Source organism: Haladaptatus sp. CMAA 1909, assembly GCF_043952005.1.
In the GTDB taxonomy this organism is placed as follows: domain Archaea; phylum Halobacteriota; class Halobacteria; order Halobacteriales; family Haladaptataceae; genus Haladaptatus.
Genome location: NZ_JBIOAV010000002.1, coordinates 805,371 through 828,403, shown reverse-complemented (window position 1 = coordinate 828,403; position 23,033 = coordinate 805,371). Strand labels below are relative to the sequence as shown.

The 23,033-nt window shown below is 59.7% G+C and carries 23 protein-coding genes and 1 pseudogene; 13 read left to right on the top strand and 11 right to left on the bottom strand.

The features are described from left to right. Positions 1–82 precede the first annotated feature (82 nt). From ACGYLY_RS21885 to ACGYLY_RS21845, 9 genes are all read left to right on the top strand, one after another. The gene (locus ACGYLY_RS21885; protein WP_395284434.1) at positions 83–1,342 is read left to right on the top strand and encodes an MFS transporter; all 1,260 of its coding nucleotides are present in this window, start codon (positions 83–85) and stop codon (positions 1,340–1,342) included. Between the two features lie 133 nt (positions 1,343–1,475). Continuing rightward, on the top strand, positions 1,476–1,760 hold the full coding sequence (locus ACGYLY_RS21880) for a hypothetical protein (RefSeq protein WP_395284435.1): 285 nt from the start codon (positions 1,476–1,478) through the stop codon (positions 1,758–1,760). A 482-nt stretch (positions 1,761–2,242) separates the two neighbouring features. After that, positions 2,243–2,923 (top strand): helix-turn-helix domain-containing protein, encoded by a 681-nt coding sequence (locus ACGYLY_RS21875; RefSeq protein WP_395284436.1) that lies wholly within the window; start codon positions 2,243–2,245, stop codon positions 2,921–2,923. A gap of 72 nt (positions 2,924–2,995) precedes the next feature. Further along, a complete protein-coding gene (locus ACGYLY_RS21870) occupies positions 2,996–4,357 on the top strand; it encodes an ABC transporter substrate-binding protein (RefSeq protein WP_395284437.1) in 1,362 nt (453 codons plus the stop codon). A 12-nt stretch (positions 4,358–4,369) separates the two neighbouring features. Continuing rightward, entirely contained in the window at positions 4,370–5,281 is a 912-nt protein-coding gene (locus ACGYLY_RS21865) for a carbohydrate ABC transporter permease (RefSeq protein WP_395284438.1), read from the top strand. After that, entirely contained in the window at positions 5,281–6,153 is an 873-nt protein-coding gene (locus ACGYLY_RS21860; RefSeq protein WP_395284439.1) for a carbohydrate ABC transporter permease, read from the top strand. Before ACGYLY_RS21865 ends, ACGYLY_RS21860 begins: the two co-directional genes overlap by 1 nt. After that, the gene (locus tag ACGYLY_RS21855) at positions 6,153–7,280 is read left to right on the top strand and encodes an ABC transporter ATP-binding protein (protein ID WP_395284440.1); all 1,128 of its coding nucleotides are present in this window, start codon (positions 6,153–6,155) and stop codon (positions 7,278–7,280) included. Before ACGYLY_RS21860 ends, ACGYLY_RS21855 begins: the two co-directional genes overlap by 1 nt. Before the next feature lie 17 nt (positions 7,281–7,297). After that, positions 7,298–8,611: a CaiB/BaiF CoA transferase family protein gene (locus tag ACGYLY_RS21850; RefSeq protein WP_395284441.1), complete on the top strand. Its 1,314-nt coding sequence runs from the start codon at positions 7,298–7,300 to the stop codon at positions 8,609–8,611. Next, the gene (locus ACGYLY_RS21845) at positions 8,608–9,684 is read left to right on the top strand and encodes a LeuA family protein (RefSeq protein ID WP_395284442.1); all 1,077 of its coding nucleotides are present in this window, start codon (positions 8,608–8,610) and stop codon (positions 9,682–9,684) included. Before ACGYLY_RS21850 ends, ACGYLY_RS21845 begins: the two co-directional genes overlap by 4 nt. Before the next feature lie 92 nt (positions 9,685–9,776). Here the strand turns inward: ACGYLY_RS21845 and ACGYLY_RS21840 are convergent, their stop codons facing one another. The 3 genes from ACGYLY_RS21840 to ACGYLY_RS21830 all read right to left on the bottom strand — a co-directional run bounded on the left by ACGYLY_RS21840 (position 9,777) and on the right by ACGYLY_RS21830 (position 11,854). After that, positions 9,777–10,454, bottom strand: coding sequence for a bacterio-opsin activator domain-containing protein (locus tag ACGYLY_RS21840; RefSeq protein ID WP_395284443.1), 678 nt, complete (start codon positions 10,452–10,454; stop codon positions 9,777–9,779). A 376-nt stretch (positions 10,455–10,830) separates the two neighbouring features. Further along, the gene (locus tag ACGYLY_RS21835; protein ID WP_395284444.1) at positions 10,831–11,055 is read right to left on the bottom strand and encodes a hypothetical protein; all 225 of its coding nucleotides are present in this window, start codon (positions 11,053–11,055) and stop codon (positions 10,831–10,833) included. A gap of 112 nt (positions 11,056–11,167) precedes the next feature. Beyond that, positions 11,168–11,854, bottom strand: coding sequence for a diphthine--ammonia ligase (locus ACGYLY_RS21830; RefSeq protein ID WP_395284445.1), 687 nt, complete (start codon positions 11,852–11,854; stop codon positions 11,168–11,170). Positions 11,855–12,247: 393 nt separating this feature from the next. On the opposite strand from ACGYLY_RS21830, the gene ACGYLY_RS21825 reads away from it, so the two are divergent. Continuing rightward, positions 12,248–13,297: an LEA type 2 family protein gene (locus ACGYLY_RS21825; protein ID WP_395284446.1), complete on the top strand. Its 1,050-nt coding sequence runs from the start codon at positions 12,248–12,250 to the stop codon at positions 13,295–13,297. A 257-nt stretch (positions 13,298–13,554) separates the two neighbouring features. On the opposite strand, the gene ACGYLY_RS21820 is transcribed toward ACGYLY_RS21825, so the two are convergent. The 3 genes from ACGYLY_RS21820 to ACGYLY_RS21810 all read right to left on the bottom strand — a co-directional run bounded on the left by ACGYLY_RS21820 (position 13,555) and on the right by ACGYLY_RS21810 (position 16,215). Then, positions 13,555–13,881, bottom strand: a complete 327-nt coding sequence (locus tag ACGYLY_RS21820) for a hypothetical protein (RefSeq protein ID WP_395284447.1) — start codon at positions 13,879–13,881, stop codon at positions 13,555–13,557. Positions 13,882–14,235: 354 nt separating this feature from the next. Next, positions 14,236–15,741, bottom strand: a complete 1,506-nt coding sequence (locus ACGYLY_RS21815; RefSeq protein ID WP_395284448.1) for a hypothetical protein — start codon at positions 15,739–15,741, stop codon at positions 14,236–14,238. A gap of 300 nt (positions 15,742–16,041) precedes the next feature. Next, entirely contained in the window at positions 16,042–16,215 is a 174-nt protein-coding gene (locus ACGYLY_RS21810) for a hypothetical protein (protein WP_231188042.1), read from the bottom strand. 196 nt (positions 16,216–16,411) lie between these two features. On the opposite strand from ACGYLY_RS21810, the gene ACGYLY_RS21805 reads away from it, so the two are divergent. Then, a complete protein-coding gene (locus tag ACGYLY_RS21805) occupies positions 16,412–17,137 on the top strand; it encodes a fumarylacetoacetate hydrolase family protein (protein ID WP_395284449.1) in 726 nt (241 codons plus the stop codon). A 76-nt stretch (positions 17,138–17,213) separates the two neighbouring features. Here ACGYLY_RS21805 and ACGYLY_RS21800 read toward each other — a convergent pair whose 3' ends face one another. From ACGYLY_RS21800 to ACGYLY_RS21790, 3 genes are all read right to left on the bottom strand, one after another. Continuing rightward, entirely contained in the window at positions 17,214–18,098 is an 885-nt protein-coding gene (locus ACGYLY_RS21800) for a DUF4097 family beta strand repeat-containing protein (RefSeq protein ID WP_395284450.1), read from the bottom strand. 42 nt (positions 18,099–18,140) lie between these two features. Then, a complete protein-coding gene (locus ACGYLY_RS21795; protein WP_395284451.1) occupies positions 18,141–18,815 on the bottom strand; it encodes a DUF192 domain-containing protein in 675 nt (224 codons plus the stop codon). 301 nt (positions 18,816–19,116) lie between these two features. Beyond that, positions 19,117–19,290: a hypothetical protein gene (locus tag ACGYLY_RS21790; protein ID WP_395284452.1), complete on the bottom strand. Its 174-nt coding sequence runs from the start codon at positions 19,288–19,290 to the stop codon at positions 19,117–19,119. Positions 19,291–19,637: 347 nt separating this feature from the next. On the opposite strand from ACGYLY_RS21790, the gene ACGYLY_RS21785 reads away from it, so the two are divergent. Together ACGYLY_RS21785 and ACGYLY_RS21780 are read left to right on the top strand one after the other, a co-directional pair. After that, positions 19,638–19,880, top strand: coding sequence for a hypothetical protein (locus ACGYLY_RS21785; RefSeq protein WP_395284453.1), 243 nt, complete (start codon positions 19,638–19,640; stop codon positions 19,878–19,880). A gap of 77 nt (positions 19,881–19,957) precedes the next feature. Beyond that, a pseudogene (locus tag ACGYLY_RS21780) lies at positions 19,958–20,254 on the top strand (IclR family transcriptional regulator C-terminal domain-containing protein); the annotation flags it as partial. Here ACGYLY_RS21780 and ACGYLY_RS21775 read toward each other — a convergent pair. Together ACGYLY_RS21775 and ACGYLY_RS21770 are read right to left on the bottom strand one after the other, a co-directional pair. After that, complete coding sequence (locus tag ACGYLY_RS21775) at positions 20,193–20,513, bottom strand: cupin domain-containing protein (RefSeq protein ID WP_395284454.1); 321 nt, start codon at positions 20,511–20,513, stop codon at positions 20,193–20,195. The pseudogene ACGYLY_RS21780 and the gene ACGYLY_RS21775 sit on opposite strands and share 62 nt — an antisense overlap. 57 nt (positions 20,514–20,570) lie before the next feature. Beyond that, the gene (locus ACGYLY_RS21770) at positions 20,571–22,952 is read right to left on the bottom strand and encodes a xanthine dehydrogenase family protein molybdopterin-binding subunit (RefSeq protein WP_395284455.1); all 2,382 of its coding nucleotides are present in this window, start codon (positions 22,950–22,952) and stop codon (positions 20,571–20,573) included. Positions 22,953–23,033 lie beyond the last annotated feature (81 nt).

Sequence of the window (23,033 nt, the reverse complement as noted above, 5' to 3'; positions counted from 1 at the left end):
TCCTGCCGATTCTTCCTGCCCGGGATTTTCTGAGATGTGTGATCGATGTTTATTTTTATGGTCGCATCGGCCCTTCCGTACGATGGAGAAATCGGCATCACCATCACGCTGGTTGCTTATCGGGCTTGCGGCGACCGTAATGGGTGCTGCGGGTACCTATCAATTCATCTGGTCGTCTCTGAGCGGTGCGGTAGGTGCGCGGATAGCAGCGTCCGAGACCGCCTTGAGTACAGTGTTCACCCTGTACATCGTCGCACAAACCCTCGTTCAGTTGCCCGCAGGACGTATTCGCGACCGATTCGGTCCGCAAAAACTGTTGGTCGCTTCGGGGATTTCGATGTTCGCAGGCTACGCAGGGACGGCAGTCGCATCGTCCATCCTCTCTATTTATCTCTCCTATATCGTTGGTGGTGTGGGTGCGGGTATCGCGTACACCGTGGCGGTGAATACATCCGTGAAGTGGTTCGACGAGCGGCGAGGACTCGCAACGGGACTCGTCACGATGGCGTACGGTGGGATAAGCGTCCTTCTCATTCCGCTACTTCGCGAGTATATCGATACCCGATTCACAGCGACGCTTCTCGTGCTCGGTGGAATCGTGGGCGTCCTCGGAATCCTTGCAGGGCTTATCCTCCGGGACCCCGACGACCGTACATCTGCCACGGGGGAGGGGGCTGGCTCCGTAGCACGGAAGGAGGCAGATCGGGGTGAACTGATGGACGAGTCGGCCGCCGTTGGATGGCGAACGGCAGCGAAGACGTGGCAATTTTGGTCGTTTTACGGTGTCTTGGTCGTCGTCAACGGTGTCGGCCTGATGCTTATCGGACAGTCGGTACAGCTGACGACCGAGTTGGGTCTCTCCGCCGCGGTTGCGACATCGGTCGCTTCAGTTGTCGCACTTGCCGATGGTGCTGGCATCCTCATCATCAGTAGTCTATCGGACACGTTCGGTGGTGAACGAACCGCGGGCGTCTCGCTTCTCCTGTGCAGCATGTCACTCGCCGGTGCGATTGCCGCCGCAAATCAACATCATCCGGTACTGTTTTTGCTCTTGGCGGGAGGAGCAGCCTTCTTCCGAAGCCCGGTGTTCTCCATCTTTCCCAATCTCGTCGGCAGTTACTATGGTGAAGCGCGTTCGTCCGAGAACTACGCGCTCATCTACACTGCAAAGGTTCCGGGTGGTGTGTTCGGCGGGACCGTAGCCAGCGTGCTCGTCTCGCTTCTCGGCTGGTCGATGTCGTTCTATCTCGGTGCCGGTCTCATCGCACTTGCGGGCCTATCGACGTTATCGCTCACGCCCACAACGACCGTTCCGAAAGAGGCCCCGACGACAGATCAGTGACATTCCCGCTCGAGCGCGAGAACGCCTCCGAGTCGTAGGTTCCTCACGGAGTCGCTCGGAACGCATCGTCCGGGTTGCAGGAACCGGCCTTTTACTGTTCACGAACTATAACGTCCCTTCACGGAGTTGCCATATGTCACGGTATAAAGTCGAGTGTGTGAGCCTCGACTACGACTCACAGTACGATGATTGCCGTCGTGTCGAGGAGATCGGATTCCGAACCGAAAGTGGCGGGATAACTACCCGAACGCCACGCCAAGTGTACGAAATGATAAACCAAGACGGCGATACGGTCCTCGTCGAGTACAGGGGGGACCTTACCGAGGTGATCGGTGTGACCCACGGAACGACGAAATACGTTCGGACGGAGTCGACGGACACCGAGGACGATGCGCTACTGAAAAAACCGAGCTGTTGAGAGCGCAACGACGGACGTCACGGGGTGCGGGCCTGCGACGGACGGGACCGCTCGTCGTTCGCGTGAGACGGCTACCCGGCAAACATCGAGACACCCTGAATTTGCAAGCTTTACTCTTATGAAGGTACGAACCCAACGTATGTATGAGAGGTGGTGTCACATAGCAAGGAAAACGGATAGCAGATATGCGAAATTGCCGAGAGGTCATCATTGAACGAGGATTTCTCCATCGGATGTGGGCGAACCATCGTAACTGCTGAAGTGCTCATTCAGTCCTACATCTCGTTTTATGCGCGGACGGACACCGTTCCATAGGCGATGGAATCCGGATAGTTGCCGTCCATTACATCCGCGAGGAACGTCTCCGATTCGATCGGCCGAAACGCCGAACGAGTCGATTCGGGAACGCATCTCGAAATCGGGGAGTTCCGAACCGGCCGAGTTCCAAAGGTTAATGCGAAGGGTATGCCAATAGTTACCGAATGTTCAGGGCGAAACTACATTTAAACCTGCAAACGGACTGCATCCTCAGTGAGGTTACGAGTCGGTGGAACACCTCGTTCACCGCGAATCACGAGGAAGTCATCGACGACGAGTATCTCAACTTCGTCATCGATGCGGGGGACAAAGTCGAGGAGTTCATCGAGGCGTTCGAAAATTCCGAGCAGGTAAAGCACGTCGAACGACTCGACGAGAGCCATATCAAACTCACCAAGCGTTCCTGTGGGGCACTTCCAATCATCAGACGGAATCACGGCATGCTCCAATGGTGGGACCGGGTGAGTGGCACACAGCGCGTGTTCAATATCGTCGTCTTCCGGCGGGAAGACCTCCGAAATATCGTCGGTGAACTTCGCGAGATCGGAACCGTACAACTCGAACAGCTCACGCCGTATCGCGCCTCGGAAGGACTCCTCTCGGACAGACAGGCAGAGGTAATCAACGCCGCCCTCGACGGCGGATATTACGAATGGCCGCGAGAGAGGGACGCGGAATCGCTGGCCGCCGAACTCGACATCAGTCACACCACCTTCCTCGAACACCTCCGAAAAGCGGAACGGACGCTGCTCGGGAGCGTCCTGAATCAAAACGTTCGGAGTGAGGATGCCCGCAGCGATGAACCGCACGCCGGCCACGAATCCCCGATGAGGAGTGTGAACTAAACCCGCCTTATTTAAAGAGCCAACAAGTGAAGGGGAGAGAACCATCACCCATCGGGGATGTCATCTATTATCATGGCGCATGAGCCCACAACACGAAGACGGTTTCTCCGGATAGCGGGAGCCGGAGCGGTAGTCGCGGCCGCGGGATGCACCGATAGACCGGACGACGGCGGGTCGGACGGAGGCGGAAACGGAGACGGAAACGGTGGATCGGACGGAGGAGGAAGCGGCGACCAGTCGAAGAAAATCCAGTATCTCTCGGATCGCGGCGATTCGAAAGACGTTATCGACCAGATAATCTCGGAGTTCGAGGAGAAACACGATTACACGGTCGAGGTCACGTACACCTCCAAGGGGAAATCGACCGACGAGCAGTTACAGAAGATGAAGGCGGCGGGCAATCCCCCGGATATCGTGTTCGACACGTCGGCGGACGCGTACCGGTACCATCGCAACGGGAATCTCGCATCGGTCAGTGATGCGGTCCAAGGCACGGGCCTTCCGGACCCGGTCAACGTCGACGGCGAGTCATACTTCGCCGCGACCATGGTCGAACCCCTGATGGGATGGTACCGAAACGACCTCTTCCAAGAGAACCCCACGACGTGGGAGAAATGGACGTCCGAGGCGAAACGCGTCTCCGAACAGGAGGACATCAAAGGATACGTCGTGCAGTCGGGGCAAACGAACAACGCCGACACGCAGATCACCCAATACCACTGGCAAAACGGAGTCAACCTCTACAGCGGACCGTCCGACGATATCGAAGTCACCATCGACAAGGGTGACAACAGAAAGCGCGCCGTCGAGACGTACGAGTGGATACAGCAGATGGCGGAGTACTCGCCGAACGGGGCGGGGTGGGAGTGGGGCGACGCGATCGCCGCACTCCAACAGGAGAACGCCGCGGCCATCATGAGCGTCGGCGGACTGCCGATCCTCACTATCGCTTCCAATCGACCGGACCTCGTCGATAAACTGTCACCGACCCCCTTCCCACTTCCGAGCGGCGAGAAGCAGGAGAAGTGGTGGGCGTACATGGAAGGACACGTCGTCTGGAAGAACGGCAAGGCCACGGAGGGCGCGAAGAAGTTCGTGGACTTCTTCAGCAAGTCGGACAAGTTCATGGACTTCGTCCTCTCCGCGCCGCTGTTCCAGTTCCCGCCGACGAAGGAAATGCTGGACAGCGACACGGTGAAAAACAACGAGACGATCAAACAACACCCGGAGGTACTCGACCTCGTTCGGAACAACTGGGACGCGTTCACGTCGATTCTGGCGACGGGCGAGAACGGCCAACCGAACATCGTCGCCGCCGACGCGTACGGTCAGCAGGTGTTCGGTCAATCGGCCGAACAGATGCTCGTCGGGGGTAAATCCCCCGAGGAAACCGTCGATTGGGTCGCAAAAAAGCTGCGAGGGCTTCAGGAGTAATCGCCGACTCCCATGAGTACGGCAGATTCCCTCAAATCCTCGTTCACCCGACTCGACGAGCGTCAGTTGCTGCTGTTGGTGACGTTCATCCCGTTCACGGCGTTCTTCACGGTCGTCTGGCTAATCCCCATCGGATACGCCCTTTGGATGAGCCTCCTCCACGACCCGACTGGCGCGGCGACGTTCACGGGACTGTGGAACTACGTCGATATCCTAACGAGCAGCGACTTCCCGATATTCCTGTGGCATAGCATCGTCTACGCCCTCTCAACGACCGTCCTCAGCCTGCTCGTCGGTCTCGGACTCGCGCTCGTCGTCAATCAGGAGATCCGAGGCGGAAGCGTCCTCCGGACGATGATGATCTTCCCGTATCTCCTCCCCACGCTGGTCGTCATCTTCGTTTGGAAGTTCATCCTCGACCCGAACGTCGGCGTTCTCAACCAATGGCTCGTTCAGGCAGAGCTCGTCGACGACCCCATCGCGTTCTTCTCGACCATCACGTGGGCGATGCCCGCGGTGGTCATCACCAGCGTGTGGAAGTTCGGCTCGTTCGCCTTCTTCATCCTCCTGGCGCGCTTGCAGGCCATCGACCCGAACCTCTACGAACGGGCGCGGGTCGAGGGTGCCTCGACGTGGCAGGCGTTCCGGGACATCACCCTCCCGCACCTGCGCGGGGCCATCCTCATCATCCTCCTCGTGCGGGGGATATGGATGTTCAATAAGTTCGACATCATTTACCTCTCGACGCGAGGGGGACCGCTGAAAGCGACGACTACCCTGCCCATTCGGGTGTACGAGATCGCGTTCGAAGCGGTCGACTTCGGCGGCGCGACGGCGCTCGCGGGAATCATGTTCTTCCTGCTCGCGGGCGTCGCCGTGGTCTACTTCTACGTGTTCGAACCCGAAAAGGAGGTGGCTCGCTGATGGCGTTCGGCGAAGGGGCCGCCGGATCGGTCGTTCCCCAACGTCTCCAGCAGCGGGTGAAACGTATCGCCGTGATCCTCACGGCGTTGCTGGTGGCCGTGTTCGTGACGTTCCCGGTCTACATCATGGTCTCCATCGCGGTGCAGTCGCCCGCGGCGGTGTTCGAAGGTGGATCGGTCCACCTGTTGATCGATTCGGTGACGTTCAGGAATTTCCGGGTGCTGTTCGAGGAAACGAACACGGTTCGGTACTTCACGAACAGCATCATCGTCACCGCAAGTTCGACGCTGATGTCCACCGCGCTCGCGGTGGCGGCGGGCTACGGTCTCACCCGATTCGATTTCACGGGGAAGACGCTGGCGGCACGGGCGGTTCTGTTCGCGTACATGTTCAGCCCCATCGTGCTGGCGATACCGCTGTACGTCATCTTCTACACGCTCGGATTGCTGAACAGCTACTTCGCGCTGGCGATGGCGCTGACCGGCATCTCCGCGCCGTTCACCATCTGGCTCATGTGGCAGTACTTCCAGACGATCCCGATATCGCTGGAGGAGTCCGCGTGGACCAAAGGAGCGAGTCGAACGCGCACGCTCTGGGACGTCGTTCTTCCGGTCGCGCGACCGGGGTACATCTCGGCGTCCATCTTCGCGTTCGCCGTCGCGTGGAACGATTTCACCATGGCCCGCGTGGTCATGAGCAGCGACGAGATGTACACCATCACGGTCGGGGCGAGCCTGTTTCTCGACCGTGTAACCATCGGCTGGGGTGAGACGATGGCCGTTTCGCTCTTGATCTGCATCCCGCCGTTCCTCATCGCCCTGTTCCTTCAGAACTACCTGCTTCAGGGCTTCAACGTCGGAGGTCTCGAATAATGGCACGTCCAATTCACATCGATTCGGTTCACAAGGAGTATCGATCCGCCGGTGCGGTCCACGTCGCCGTCGACGACCTCTCGCTGTCGATTCCCGAGGGGTCATTTACGACGCTCGTCGGGCCGTCCGGCTGTGGCAAAACGACGACACTGCGAATGATCGCCGGATTGGAGACGCCCTCGGACGGTCGGATAGCGTTCGGAGAACAGGACGTTACCGACCTCTCCCCGCAGGACCGCAACTGTGCGATGGTCTTCCAGTCGATCGCACTCTACCCGCACATGACGGTTCGACAGAACATCGGCTACGGGTTGAAGGTCCAAGGGGTACCACGCGAGAAGCGAAACGACCGCATCGAGGAAGCTGCGACGGTCCTCCAGATCTCCGAGCAACTGGAGAAGATGCCCGCGGAACTCTCGGGGGGACAACAACAACGGGTGGCACTCGGGTCGGCCTTCGTCCAAGACCCCGACATACTCCTGCTCGACGAGCCGATGAGCGACCTCGACGCGCAACTGAAGGCCGAACTTCGCGTCGAAGTCCAGCGGTTACATCAGGAACTCGATGCGACGATGGTCTACGTCACGCACGATCAGACGGAGGCGATGACGATGAGCGACCACGTCGTCCTCCTCAACAGCGGACGACTCGAACAGTTCGCCCCGCCGGGCGAGTTGTTCGACCGCCCCGTCTCGAAGTACGTCAGCCGATTCATCGGAACCCCCTCGACGAACCTCCTGCCCGCGACGGTCGTCGAACGCGACGGCTCGTACGTCCTCGATGGGGACGGGTTCGAGATTCCGGCGTCGGCCGATCGCTTCGCGAACCGCATCGGCGAATCGATCACCCTCGGGATCCGTCCGCAGTACCTCTCCCCCGACGGCGGTGAGCATCGATTCACCGTGATCGTCGACGTCGTCGAGCAACTCGGGACGGAGTTCGTCGTCCACGGACGGTCGAACGACACCAACATCGACGTCGTGTCCTCCACGCTCGGGCAGGTCGATCACGGGGACGAAATCGTCGTCGGGTTCGACGAGGGCGACTTGTTCGTGTTCGATGACAACGGGGGAACGATATGTTACGGCGACGAACTCACGAACCACTCCCCGAAACAGCAGCGGTAATCGGTACGAAACGAAAAATGATAGACGACAATCGACCCACGGAGAACAGTCAATCAGACGAGAAAAACGAGCAGCATTCGTCCGACAATCGCGGCGAACGCGACGTTCGAACGGATGGCGGTCGAATCGCCCCCGGCTTACTTCCCGGTGCGGACGGCCAACCGCTCTCGGACGTCACGGTTCTCGAACTCGGGCACATCATCGCCGGACCGTTCTGTTCGATGTTGCTGGCCGATCTGGGCGCAGAAGTCATCAAAGTCGAACACCCCGAGCGAGGCGACGCCGTCCGGGATTCGAGTCCGATCGGCAATAGCTCGTTCAACTACGTCAATCGGAACAAGCTCAGTATCACCGTCGACCTGAAATCCGAAGCGGGAAACGCCGTTTTCCGCGACCTCGTCGGCGAAGCGGACGTTGTAGTAGAGAACTTCGCCGCGGGGACCGCCGACCGTCTCGGCGTCGGGTACGACGATCTGAGTCGGAGCAACGACTCGTTGGTTTACTGTTCGATAAAGGGGTTCAATCCGGGACCGTACGAGAAGTTCCCGGCGCTCGACCCCGTCGCCGAGGCGCTCTCCGGCGTGATGAGCGTCACGGGGCATCCCGGCACGCCTCCCGCTCGCTCCGGGACGAGCCTCTCGGATATGGCGGCGTCGCTGTACGGGGCACTCACGATACTGGCGGCCATCCGCCAGCGGGATGCGACCGGCGAGGGGCAGCACATAACCGTCCCGCTCTTCGAGAGCACCGTTGCACTGATGGGATACTGGTTAGCGTACACCCAAGCGTACGACGACGTTCCCGAGGCAATGGGCGCGAGCCATCCCGGATGGGCACCCTACGACGTCTTTCGGTCCAAAGACGACCAGTGGGTGTTCATCGGACCGTCGTCGGAGAAACAGTGGCTGCGGTTCTGTGAGGCGCTCGACGTCGACCTGCACACTGACGAACGGTTCGAAACGCTCCCGGATAGGCTCGAAAACCGTGAAGAACTCGGCGAGCGCGTTCAATCGATTTGCGACACCTACACCGCGACGGATTTGGTCGAACGCCTACAGGCGGCCGGCGTTCCGGTGGCACCGGTGAACGACACCGCCGATATCGCCGCCGACCCGCATCTCGAAGCGACCGACGCTCTCGCGGAGGTTCGGGCGACGGAGGGGGACGGCGATCGTATACGGACTCCGCGATTCCCGGCACACACCACCGGATTCGACCGAGTCGAGTCCACCGATCCGCCGGCGCTGGGCGAGGATACCGACGCCGTCCTCGCCGCGTTCGGCTACGATTCGGAGCGAATCGAACGGCTTCGAAAGGACGGAATCGTATGAAACTCCTCGACCTCACGCTACGCGAAGGCGAACAACGACCCGGCGTTTGCTATTCGGTCGAGCAGAAAGTCACCGCCGCGCGGGAATTGGATTCGCTCGGCGTGGACTACATACAGGTCGGGTTTCCGGTTGCGGACGGTCGAACGGCCGAGGTCTGCGAGCGCACCGATTTGAACGCCTCCATCACCGGACTCGCCCGTTCGATCCCGAGCGATGTGACGGCCGCAATCGAAGCCGGGGTGGACGTCGTCGACCTCTTCGCGCCGACGAGCGAGCGCCAACTCGACCACGTCCTCGGGATAGACCGAACCGAACTGGCGGAAACGGTAATCGAGGCCGCCGACGTCGCCCACGACCACGGTGTCGAGGTACACTTCAGCGCGATGGACGGGTTCAGAACGGAGCCAGCAGCCCTCGACGACTTGTTCGCGGCCGTCGACGCGGAACTCTACACGATCGCGGATACGGTCGGCAGTCGGACACCTGCCGGTGTCGTTACCCACCTCGAAGCGCTCGACACCGACCGCTCCTCCGTCGGCGTCCACTTCCACGACGACCTCGGCGTCGGGACGGCGAATGCATTGGCCGCCGCCCGTTGCGGCGTCGGAAAAGTCGATCTCTCGGTCGCGGGTCTCGGTGAGCGGGCCGGAAACGCCGCGCTCGAAGCGTTCGTCGCCGCGGCGAGCGTCGGGGACGAAGCGGTCGACGTTGCGATCGCCGAAGACGAGTTGCTTCCCGTCACGAAGCGCGTTCTCGATACCTTGGACGAGGACGTGAAACCCGAAAAGTCGCTCCTCGGGGAGGGGGTGTTCTCCCACGAATCCGGCCTCCACACCGCAGCGATGTTGGACGAACCGAGTACGTTCGAACCGTTCGACCCCGCCCGGTTCGGCGGCGAACGGCGGCTCCTCTTCGGTCACTCGACCGGCCGAGGTGCCGCACGACGGATCGTAGAACGGAGCGGGGGACGAGTTACCGAAGCGCGAATCGAGCGATTGGTAGAACGGCTCCACGCGAGTTCCCGAGAGCTGTCGCTCGACGAAGCGATATCGCTCGCCGAACGGATCGACTGAGTCATCGGCTCCTCACGTCGTTTCGGTTCCCTTCCAAAGTCTGTGCGAGTAAGAGGGATTCCTACGCCGAGGCGGTGAGTGTCTCAAACTGATCAGTTCGTGTTCGAATCATCCGCACCCTTTCCCAGAATGAGGGCGTTTTCGACGAGGCTTTCGTGCCCGCGGCGTAACCGTTCGGAGATGGCTTGGTGGGAGATATCCAGTTCCTCGGCGAGATCCGTCGCGCCGGCTTTCCGAGGGATTTGATAATAGCCCTGATCGTACGCTAGTGTCAACGTATCTTGTTGCTCATCCGAGAGACCGAAGCGACCTTTTCGACCGTCCTCCAACTGATAGATGTTGATGACGTTCAACGTCATCTCCCGATCCTGGCAGTATTGGTACGTCCGCGAGAGGGCATCTCGTTCGGGAAAGACGATGCGAAGGTTCCACTCGTGTTCGTTGCCCATCGCAGCCAGAATCGTCCCGTCCTCCTCTACGAGGACGCGAACGAGCAACTCGACTTTACTGATCCACTCCATTTGATAGAGCCATTCGTCCCCGAGATCGGCGAGTAGTTCGATGTCTTCGGTCGACGGGTCATCCGCGAGCGTCGATTCGATCGTATCACGGGGTTCATCGGCGGTGATCCAGACGAAGGGCATGATACGATCGTCGTCGTGAGCGACGACTCGTTCGACCTCGCAACTCAGTTCATCGATCGCGGATAACGAGTCACTGAGTGCGAATTCAGTCGCGGGGATTCCGACTTCGACGACCGTTGCAGTCATACCCTCACCCAGGGAAGAGCGAACGTTATATCCGTTGGCCAATGGTCGACGAGAGACGATTGTTGCTGTGCCATAATCATCCCTATGACGACCGTTTTTCCGGACCGACGGCGGTGATCGGATGCCCGGTCTCACAGAAATGCTCGATCGCATTCTGATTTACCGTCGGCTTTTCCGTACCATCATCTCCCGCCGACCACTCACACTCTTTGCAGACGAGCAGTAACTCCCCCATCGACCAACGAGAATACGACCCCGAACAAGACGATAGTGACTGTCACTGCAAGGTATTTTTGACGGGGGTCCGGCTTCGACCGGTGGTTTCCGCCGTCACTCGGCGCGGTCACGACGAGAGGGCGTTCGACGACCGAACGACTCAACGGTCAGAATGGAAGTAAATCGCCCGTTTCCGTTCCGGGAGTTCGGAGTCGTTTTCAACATCGACCCGAGCGGTACACCGGCGTTGATACGATTTGAAAAAGTCGAAAACGGTGCCGGGGAAGAGATCGCGCCAGCGCACACCCTCCTCGACGATAGTCAGTTTGTCGTACGGGGTACCACACTGCGGGCATTCGGTCTGGTCCGGCGCTGATTTGTGCATCGTACGTCCACTAGACCACTTCTACCGGGAAACATCTGGCGACGATCACTGCTTGGATGACGGGGTCCGTAACGCTCGAATCCAGTCGGTAACGATACCCCATGTTCGCGGGTCAGTCGTCGAGTTCGACGGTTGCGATCAGCGCGCTATCGTCGGTCGTTCGACCGGTGATGCGTACGGGAACCCGCGTCTCAAATAGCGGTCCGTCGATCGTAACGGTATGATACTCGCCGAACTCGCCCATCGGATGGAGATCGTTCGCGAGCAGGTAATCGAGGAACTCCTCGTCGAGCGGCGCTCCGAGCCAGCGGTCCGCGACGCGTTCCGCGTCGATTTTCACGATTCGAGCCTCGAATCCACGTTCGATGAAGCTTCGATAGAGTTCGATCGGGTTCCCGTCCCAGAGCGGATAGACGGGAGTCAGGTCGAGATCATCGCAGAGGTCATCGACCCACGCACGTAGTTCCGGACCCGTGACGTTCCCGAAGACACCAGTGCTGGGTTCGACGGTCGAAAGCGTTTCCCGGTAGGTCGGTTCGTAGGACTCCCAGTCGACCCGTCGCCGAATCAGGGGGATGCCCATCGACTGGGCTTGTGCCACGAGTATTTCGTCGACCGCGTCGAACCCCGTCCGGGCGTCGTCACGAACCGCCATGTGTACCAGTTGGACGACATCGTACTCCTTCATCGCGCGAAAACACGCAAAACAGCTATCCTTGCCGCCGGACCACGAACAGAACGCCGTCGGGAGCGAACCGTTGATATCCGTGGGTGCCTGTTCGGTGTTTTTATGGGTCATATGGACACGTTCTACGGAGTTCCGGTGCGTATTGAGTGTATGGTCAGAACCCACGAAAATACGAAACGGAGTATAAGAGGTCAATACGATGGGATCGTTCGACAGTGTGTGACCGGTCGTCACGCTGACTAACCGGATACATCCGACCCGTAACGACATCGCGATCTCCGACTTCCGTCCCGCGTTCCATACCCTCATCGCGTCGCTTCTCTCGTCCCGACAGTGACCCAGTTTTCCGTCCGTTCGCGGTCGTCGCTGTTCGTTCTTCGGGAATTTATAGTTTTTCTAGCGAATTTTAAATAAAGGCCGGTAAAATCATATCCTTTGGAGCATATCCTCTGTATTAGTGTCGCCGAGCCCATCGACTATCGAGTCAAACGGAACTGAACACCTATGGTACGGATGAGGAACCTCGTCGTGGGTGGCGTCATCGTGCTGCTCGTTCTGGCAGGGAGCGGCTATCTCGCAGTCACGAACGAGGATGTCCCGAAACCTTCCGCTGGCGTTCAGGACTTCGGAGACTGGGGAACGGTTACCGACCAACGAACCGAGGTCGTCACCACCTTTTGGACGACCAACCCCTATCCCGTCGATGTCACGACCGGCAATTCGCTTCACGTGGACTACTCGCTTTCCCTCAACGGAGTCACGGTAGCCGATGGGACACGAGAGACGGTCGAACTTCCGCGCGGAAATACGACACAAACGCAATCGACGTACGTAGAAAACGACCGCCTGAAGCGCTGGTGGGTGAATTTCATCGAGGCCGACGAAACGATTCACGCGACTGCGTCTGGAAACCTACGCGTCACCACGCCGGTCAGAGATTGGTCGTATCGAGCGTCGGAGTCACACACCCAGTTCGCAAATCGGACGCCGATTCTCGATTCCATCTCGCATGCCGCCGAGCGAACCGAAGGCGAATACGTTCGTACTCGGCGTGTCGATACCGGTTCCATCCACCGGAAGGTGACTATCGGCGCGGAGGTACAGGATGCCCACGCGAGGTGGGGCCGCGTGACCGGAAACCGGACGACCGTCTCAGTACGGTTCCGAATTCACAACCCGAGCAAGACGGTGCCCATCGTCGTCGATCCGACCGGTCTCAGGATGCGAGCCTCCGTGAACGGAAACACGATGTTCCGTACGGGGAGTGGGGTCCTTTCGGCGAACGCGTCCAAACGGACGTTACTGCGTCCGGAGGAAACACGGGAAGTCGTCATTCCCGTCACGATGGACAACGAGAAAGTGGACGATTGGTTTCGGTCTCACGTCAAAAACGGCGAACGTTCCACGATCGCCGTCCACACACAGCTCGTCGTCGATCCGATCGGGGTCGGAAAGCCGATTCGTGTTCCCGATGGGGACGGAATCTCCTATCGATGTAGCATGCAAACCGCCATTTTCGAGGACAATCAAACGGCCAAAACGACGTGTGGATGAACCGCCCGCTTGGCGGGTGAACCTCGAACCCGTCAGTCGGTCCCAAACGGCCGATTTCGGGAATAGAGAGGAGAAGATACCGACGGTGGCCGATGTGATTTCCACGACATCCGTTTCGACGTCCCACTTTTCGCGATAAATGGGTGATCGAAACGCGCCGACGGTCGTGGTTTATTCGCCCCTTCTCCGTCGTCAGAGACCGCATAACAACAATCGATACCGACGATAGGAAAACTACGAACGTCGCACTACGCCAGTCAGGTCGCCATGTCCCGCGACGTTCGAGCATCGTTAACGAACGAATTGCCGTGTCTGATGACCGTCGTTCGGTGCGTGGTTCCGCTGGCACGACCACACACCGTTTCACGGGAACGGGTCGCTTGTTGGTAGAAGTACCATCGACTCCGCGTCGATGGCGGCCACTCCGTGGCCCCGGTGGTTCGATTCCACTCCCGTTCGTCGGAGTGAGTGGTCGGTCCTATTCGTACCGCCTCAACAGGAATCGTCCCGCTCCCAGGAGTGACACCACGAGTCCACGCCGAATCGTCGGAGTCTCTCGGTTCGTTCCCGAGATGGGATTCCATCGGACGACCGTTAGCTGACGCTCTCCCGCTACAACGACATGAGTACGGCGGAGCCAGTAGGTAGAAAGGTGGCGGGGCACAGACGGACCCGAGTGATGACGTCAGATCCTCTACCAGAGCGGCCTCGCCACGGTGAATCAGTCGTGAACGAACGTAAACAGCCTTTTGGCTGGTTCGTTAGCTATTTAAACTTATTATTAAAAATTTTGAATTGTTCCTGATTGGACGAGCCCGTGCCGAAAGCGGATAGCAACTCATCCAACCAATCGCTTCGTCGTTAGGTGAAATCCCATCCAAATCTGCTCGAATAACGGGGGCTACGGGCCGAGAAAGTGCTTTTTCCGTGGTTTCACTTCACCGGTCGTCTTCGATACCGCCTTCGAAATCGTTGTCCGTGAGGGTGAGGTTCTCCGCGTCTTCGAGGATTTGAAGGGCCGCTTTCCCGCTTCGCGAGCGAGCGGTGACGTCCTCTATCAGCGTCCCGTCGCCGCCCTCCACGAGCGCGTGACTTTCGGAGACGTACGTGCCGCCACGAATCGTGCAGTCTGCGGCCTTGTTGATCAGCGCGTGGCGACCGGAGTCAACGCCGTGGTCGACCGAGAGGCCGAGGAACTGGGAGTCAGCTCGCTCGTTGAAGATAGCGCCGTACGTACCGCTCGTCTCTGCCTGCCCCGTGATGGTAGTGTCCAATAGCTTCACGCCGTCGTCACCGTCACCGATCTTCACGGCCGAACCGCCGCCAGCCTCGTGCGTGACGTCACAGTGCTGGATGAACGCCCTTCCCGAACCCGGCCGAACCATGATAGCGGGAACCGCATCCTCGGTTTGCACCGTGATGGTGCCGTTGTTGAAATGGCTTCGTTCGGCGTTTTTCGCGACCCATACGGCCGGGCTATTGGGAACGCTCGATTGGATGTCGACGTTGGACGCGACGACGTAGTCCCCGTTATCGTAGCGAAGCCCTTGTTGGGCACGGTCGAACCCGCCTTCCTCGTCGACGATTATCGTCGCGTCCTCGACGGTGCTGTTGGTACCACCGATTCGGACGTTCGCCCCCAGACTGTTCTGGAAGCGACCACCTTCGACGTGAACGGACCCGTTGCCATTGGACGCGTACAGTCCGTGGTCCGGAAACGAACCGAGAACGCAGTCGCGGAAGGTGATCGTCCCTTCGTTGTTGTTACACAGTATTCCGGTCGGTCCCCAATCCAATCTATCGCCCGGTGCGTTCTCCGTCGCAACCGCGCCGTCGGGGGCCGAGAACCGTTCGACGAGACCCGTACCGTCGGGGTCGGTGATCACGAATCTCCCGGGACCCCACGCACCGCTGTCGTGCGTGCCGGTGACGTCGATGTCGCGGACGACCAATCCGTCGTCAGCGGCCACATCGAGGACTCGAACGCCGGTTTCGTCGCCGCTCATATCGACCGTGAAGTTCTCCACCCTGAGGTCCGTCACGGGGTCGTAATCGACCCCAAACTGGAACAGCTTGTAGTTCCAGTCGTCGCTATCGTCGAACTCGTCGAACGAGGCCGGGACGAGGGTCGCGTCGTCGCCGACCATTCCGAAGTTATTACAGCCGGTGACGCGAACCCGTTTATCGATATAGTACTCCCCGCTCGGGAATCGCAACAACGTATCGCTCGCCGCCAACTCCTCGATGATCGGCGAAATCGATTCGTTCCCGTTCGGGTCCGCGCCTTCATCCGTAACGTCGATAACCGTCCCGTACTGGTCTTCGAGGTCGGACGACGCGGCCACGCTCGTACCGGCCAGTGCGGTCGAGCCGACGGCAACACCGGCGAGTTTGAGATACGAGCGACGACTTGCAGCAGTTCGGTTTTGTCGGTCTGGAGCCATCACGAGAATACCCATAGGCTGCAGTTTAAGATTTTTCGGCCATAGTTCATACAATAAATTAATTCGAAGAGTTATATCAGGGCATAATTACATCATAGTTCGAGACAACTATGTTTACCGATGAATCGAGACGCAAACACATCGCGGACCGACACGTTCGTGGCTTCGAAAGGGGTGACGGACGGTTCCGAATCGCCGCCGTCGAAACGAGAGGGGCTCTACGGTCGGGAGAGGACTTTTGTAGCCCTCGACAGGTAGTAGCTCACCGACTGTCGTCGGTGTTCGTGACGAACCGGCGGTTTACCGCATCGAATCCAGCGCTCGAACGGTGTCCGACATGATCCACGCCGTCTCGCTCCCCGGTTCTTCGATGCAGATCGCAAAAAACGACTCGCGGCCCTCGTCGACGGTAATTCGGTACCCACTGCTCGCTAATTTTGGATCGTCGTCAAAAGACGAATCAAACGTAGTCACGGTTGGACTCGGAGTCGGGTATAAATAACGCCTGTGGTTTGAAATGGCTACCGCCCGAGAACGCCCGTTCCCGGGGAACGATGAGGCGTCTTCTGTACTCCTCCACGTGTTTTCCGTATCCCTTCAACTCCGGTGAGATTCCAATCGAGAGATAACGTACTCAACATTTTTACGACAGATGATGATACCTCTGTTCATGCGACTCGCACGACTGCTCACTCCGACCGGCCCCGTTTCCGGGGAATACGAGAACGGGACCCTCCGCACCGATGATGGTGTCTACGAAGTCGGTATCGACGGACAATTGCTTCCGCCCTGTAACCCCAGCGCCCTCTACTGCATCGGGCGGAACTACGCGACGACGCTCGAACAGATGGACTACGAACAACCGGAGGAACCCGACTTCTTCATCAAACCGGCGACGAGTCTTCTCGCGGACGGGCAGTCGATACCGTATCCGACGTGGACCGACGAACTCACCTACGCGGGAGAACTGGTCGTCGTCATCGACGAACGCTGTCGGAATCTCTCACCCGAGGCGGTTCCGTCGGTGGTTCGCGGGTACACGATCATGAACGACGTCGATGCCCTCGACCAGGTCGGTCGTACCGCACGGAAGGCGTTCGACGGATCCGCCCCGCTCGGCCCTTGGATCGAAACCGACGTCGACCCGACGGATCTCGACATGGAAACGTACGTCGACGACGAGAAACGGCAGGAATCGAACACCGAACTGATGCTCTTCGATCCGTACGACCTGGTCGCGCACCTCTCGCAGCGGTTTACGCTCCGTCCGGGGGATTGCATCGCACTCGGCAGTCCCGAGAACCCCGGAGTCATCGAACCGGGTCAAACCGTCACCATCACTTACGATGGCATCGGAACGTTGACGAACGACGTCGGCGACGGAGCGTTCCCGTAGTTGGGATTCCCCTTCGCGAGGGGAGGCGGCGGAGATCGACTCGGGCCGACGTCACCCCGTGACGTCATCTACCGCGTCAGTTCCCGCCGTCACCGTTCAACGACGAGATGTCGATGGAACCGTTGCTGGTCTCGAACACGAGGGAATGCCGTCCTTCGTTGAGAGTTCCCGAAAAACCGTGTTCCGATTTCTCCACGGAACTCACGTCGATATCGTGAACCGACACGGGACCGTTCGACGTCTCGGCGGAGAGTTCGACGCTCAGTCCGGGTGCAAGGGCGACGTCGATAGGCCCGTTCGAGTTCTCGACGGTGACGTCGTTCGGCACGGACGGGATTTCGACGTCGATGGTTCCGTTCGACGTCTCGGCTCCCGCCACCCCGCCGACGTTCTTCGCGGTGATACCCCCGTTGCTCGTCGTCAACGAAACGGTACCCTCGATGTCTTCGACCACGAGATTCCCGTTTCTGCTCCGGTATTCGATGTCCCCGACGAGGTCGGTGGCCTCAATGGAACCGTTCGTGGTCGTCACGGCGTCCGTCACCATATTCCTCGGACAGCGAACGTCCATGGAAACGGATGCTTGGTCGCGTTTGACACCTTCGTCGAACTCGGTGACGATGCGAAGTTCGTTTTCGGTGTTCGTCGCGGTGACGGACACCTCGTGCAAGGATTCGTTCGAGTTCGCCCGAATCTCGGCGTGCATATCGACCGTCGAACCGTCGTGGGGCCGTACGTTCACCGGACCGTTTCGATTGTGAACCGCCAGCACCGTCTCCGTACTCACATCGTACGACCGATCCTTCGTCCGCTTCTCTTTGCCGGTCCCCCTATCGACGTTCGTCCGTTTCGTTTCGCCGGTCTCCCGCTCGCCCTTCGCTCGTTTCGTTTCGCCGTTCCCCCCGTCGTTATTCATCGCGTTCGAAACGCATCCGCCGAGCATTCCGACGACGCTGGCCATCGATATCGCGGAAAATTGTCTTCTGTTCATGGTTGTAGTTTGTCAGCCGCTACCGTTGGACTTCGAACCGTCCGTGCCATCCCGTCGCTCGGTCGTCAGCCGCTTGTCACCGAGCACGAGCTTGTTACCCGGCTCCAGTCCCGTCCGATTGGCGAACCCGCGGTTCATCTCTACGAAGTATCGTCCCGGAACGTCCGCGGAGTACCTCCGTTTCTCCGAGTCGTTCACGTTCGGCTCCGGACTCGCGTGTTCGATGTTCGTTATCGTCCCGTTCGCCCGCACGAAGATGATGTCCAACGGTATCGTCGTGTTTTTCATCCAAACGGCGACCGGCCGAGGCGTATCGAACACGAACAGCATTCCGTGATTGCGCGGGAGCGACTGTCGATGCATCAATCCGTGTTCCCTCTCGCTCGGCGAGTTCGCGACCTCCAACGTCACCGGAACTCGCTCGGACCCGGTCGTGAACGCCGCCGAGATCGTCTCGTTCCCGGACGACGACGTCCGTGACACCGCGACCTGTGATTGGTTCGTCTCCCTCGAAACCGAGGTCGCTCGTTCGGTCGCTACGTCCCCGGTTTCACTCGACGTCGCCGGTCGAGCGACCTCCCCCGAACTCGTCTTCCCACCCTCCTCTGACCCGACTCCGATGCAGCCCGAAACCACGACGAACCCCACCAGACACCCGATGAGGCAGGAGATACGTATCCTGCGCATGCTGCAGGCTGGACTACTCTCTAGCGTAAAAAAACCGGGGTTAGTTTCTACCACCCCTCGTTCGACCGATGGGGCGTAAAGGCACCCATCGCGTCTCCCCGACCGCACTCGCCTGTCGTAGTCGGTCCATATGGACACCGCGGATGATCCGGCTACCGAAAGCGACGGAATCGCCGTGTTTCAAGGGAGGCCTGTCCGTTCGGTATATGTAACAGGGGGACCCCTCTCGGGGGCAGCAATATAAAATCGGTGTGAATCGAGCAGATTCAGGTGTCGTCAACGATGCCGTCGACCATCGCGTTCACGTCGACACCGACGCCGCCGCTGTCGGCGTTACCGCCCGTGGCATCGCCGCTCGTCGCGTCACCGCTCGTTGCACTTCCCCAGTCGCGTTCCCAACGGAGGCGTTCACGCCGGCGTCAATCTGTGCCGCACCTGTACCTGCGAAACTGACTGTGAGAAGCGTCGCACACATCGCGAGTACGCGTGCGCCTCGGAAGCGACGTGAAAGACCACGCACCCGAGCTTCAGCGTCGAAAGAGCGTTCCAAGTCGATTTCGTAGTAATCGACGCCGATGATCCGAAGTGCATTCTACAAGCTAGCCCTATTGCTCGTCACCACCGGTTTGCCGAGGTCCAGTTCCAACCGTTCGATGATTTCGAACGTTCGGTACCCCGTACAGTTGCTGAATCTCCCGCTGCGCCATCGGGATTCATCCTCCAGCCTCGGAAAGTACCTCCGTGCCCATCTGACGAGGCTACAAGCGAACGATACGTCGTCAAAGAGGACGGTTCTACCATCTGGGATCGAAACTTTTCGAATTGGGAGAGTACGTCATCTCCCGCAAGGACGTGTGCGAAATCGCCGAGAACGAGATTGCCGCTCTCGACGATCGAACGGATCGGATACCGGACTTCAGCGTCGAAGAACACGGACGGGGAGTGTCTCCGTATAGCGAGATGTACGATACACAGTCGTCGTTTCTCGGCGACCGACAGGCGTTTTACATGCACGACACCGCATCGGAAGGCCACCCTCGCCGAGTTCACTCGTCCCCGCGTTGAGAGGATAATAGAGGCGGGAACCCCGTGAAACCGAACACTCGCTCTCCGCACCCGACGAGCGATTCACACTCGAAGAAACGCGGGAACAGGGATACGCCATTAACGATGAAGAAGCGGTCGATGGTCTCTATTCCGTCGCGAAACCGGTTCATCACCCCGACGGTCGCGTTTGTGGCGCAGTGAGTCTGGACAGTCCAACTACCGTGTCGGCGAGGGATCGGTCGAAGAGTTGGTCTCGCAACTCGACCGGACGGTCCAGAACGTCGAACGGGAATCGAGCGAGCGTTCACCGTCCCCTTACTCGGGGTGAACTCACGGCGCGCCGGCGAGGACGAACAGCGATTCGGTATCGCCGTTCTGTATCTGTCGAGTAGCTTCGGGCGGAAGTCGAATCGCATCACCGCCCTCCATCTGCACGTCTTCGTCGTTGACGGTCACCGTCGCGGAGCCATCGACGAGGAGGTACACTTCCTCGTGTTCTCGGTCGACGTGCGCGTGTTCCTTGCCGGTCCAGCCCGGTTCGCATTCGAGTACCGAAATGCCGAACTGCTCGCATCCGAGCGGGTCACGGAGGAAGTGTAACCCGTCGGCAACACTTTCGACGTCGTGATAGTTGACTTTCTCGTATGCCATACGTGGACCACTAGCGGTTCGAACGGTAAAATCACCCGGCCTCCTCGACGCCCCGATTTACCGGTCGGCCGCTGTCTCGACCGCCGACCAGACCCGCTCGTTGGTCAACGGCATGTCGAAGGTGTCGACCCCGAGCGGTTCGAGAGCGTCGATAACCGCGTTGACGACCGCCGGCATCGAGCCGATGGTCCCCGCCTCGCCCACCCCTTTTACGCCGAGGGCGTTGTTCGGAGACGGCGTCACCGTGCTATCCGACTCGATGTCGGGGACGTCGATCGCTTTTGGAATCGCGTAGTCCTGCAAGGAAGACGTGGCGAGGTTACCGTTCGCGTCGTAGTGGCCGTCCTCGTACAGCGCCTGACCGATTCCCTGGACGATACCACCGGCGATCTGTCCTTCGACGAGTTTCGGGTTGATCTGCGGGCCGACGTCATCGACGGCGACGTACCGCTGGAACGACACCTCACCGCTTTCCGGGTCGACTTCGACGACCGCGACGTGGGTCCCGAACGGTGCCGTCGAGCCGTCCGGTTCGAAGTACACCGACGCTTCGAGACCGGGGTCGACGTCGTCCGGGAGGTTTCGCGGATTGTACGCGTCGGCGGCAACGTCCCGAAACGTAATCCCGTAATCCGGTGCGCCCTGAACGTGAAACTCCCCCTCACAAAATTCGATGTCCGCCTCGGCGGCTTCGAGACGGTGGGCGGCGATCGTCCGCGCCTTCTCTTCGATACGGCGGGATGCCTTCCGAATGGCGTTCCCCGCCATCGGCAAACTTCGGCTGCCGGCGGTGCCACCGCCTTCAGTGACCTTGTCGGTGTCCCCCTCGACGATTTCGATAGCGTCGTAGTCGACACCCAATTGGTCACTCACGATTTGAGCATAGGTCGTTTCGTGCCCTTGACCCGTATCCTGCGTGCCGGTGTGAACGACGACCTGCCCGTCGGCGTTGACCCTCATCTGTCCGCTCTCGATACTCCCCGCGGAGCCGCCACAGATCTCGACGTACGAGGAAAATCCGATACCCAGATACCGTCCGTCGTCACGGGCGCGCTCCTGGCGTTCGCGGAATTCGTCGTAGTCGACGATTTCGAGGGCTCGGCCGAGCGTCTTCCCGTAGTCACCGCTATCGTAGTTCATTTTGAGGGCCGTCTCGACCGGGAACGATTCGGGCGGAAGGAAGTTTCGTCGGCGAAACTCGACCGGGTCCATCCCGAGTTCGCGGGCGCAGGTACTCGCTAGCCGTTCGATGATGTACGCTGCTTCCGGTCGGCCGGCACCCCGGTAGGCCGAAATCGGAGCCGTGTTGGTGAGCACCCCTCGAACGGAGACGTGTCCGACGTCGATGTCGTAGGCGCCACAGAGCATCCCCGCGGTCCCCTTCGGGATGCCCACTCCACCGACCGTCGGGTATCCACCGAGATCCGCGTCGATCTCCCCTCGAAGCGCGAGGATGTGCCCCGACTCGTCGAGCGCCGCCTCGACGTGCGTCTCCTGCCGACGAGCGTGGACCATCGATTGGAAGTCGTCGGTGCGACGGGCCTGCCACTTGACCGGACGTTCGAGTTGCATCGAGCACCACGCCGTCAGAAGGTGGCCGGCGTACGGTTGGAGTTTCGCGCCGAAGCCACCGCCGACGTCCGGCACACGAACGGTGATACGGTGTCGAGGCAATCCGAGGACTGTGGCAAGCCGATCTTGAACCGCGTGCGGGTTTTGGCTCGAGAGTTCGACCGTCAGTTTGTCGTCCGACGGTCGATACTGCGCAACCGCCGCTCGCGGTTCGATCGCCGTCGGGATTACGCGGTTGTTCGACGGGTCGAGCGAGACGGTGTGTGCGGCCTGTGAAAACGCTTCCTCGGTCTTCTCACTATCGCCAGTGTCCCACTCGAAGGCGACGTTGCCCGGTACGCTATCGTGAATCGGCGGCGCATCCGATGAGACGGCGTCGTCGAGTTGTGGTGCGGCATCGAGACGTTCGTATTCGACGTCGATCGCATCGAGTGCATCGAAGGCGGCGTACCGCTGCTCGGCGACGACCGCGGCGACGGGTTGCCCTTGGTACCGCACGCGGTCATCGGCGAGGAGGGGCCGCTCGACGGACATTTCCTCCCCGCTATCGTCGTCTTCTTGGAGATCTTCGGCGTCCAGTTCGGCGGCCGGCATCGTACCATCGAGGCCGGATTCGAGAAGGTCGTCGTGGGTATAGACCGCGATCACGTCACTGTGGGCTTCAGCGTCGCTCACGTCGATCGACTCGATTCGAGCGTGCGCGTACTGGCTGCCGAGGAGCGCGAGGTACCCCATTCGCGGATACTGGATATCGTCGGTATACCGGGCGTCACCCGTCAGAAGGTGTCGATCCTCTCGACGCTGAACGGCGGTGCCAGTCATCTCACCGGGCCTGACCTCGGTGAAATCGACCGTTTCGATCGTCATAGAACTCCTCCCGTCGGATGGTAAAGCGAACTTCCTCGTCCGCGTCCGGTCGTGAGCCTTATTCGCATGGTGAAATAGTTG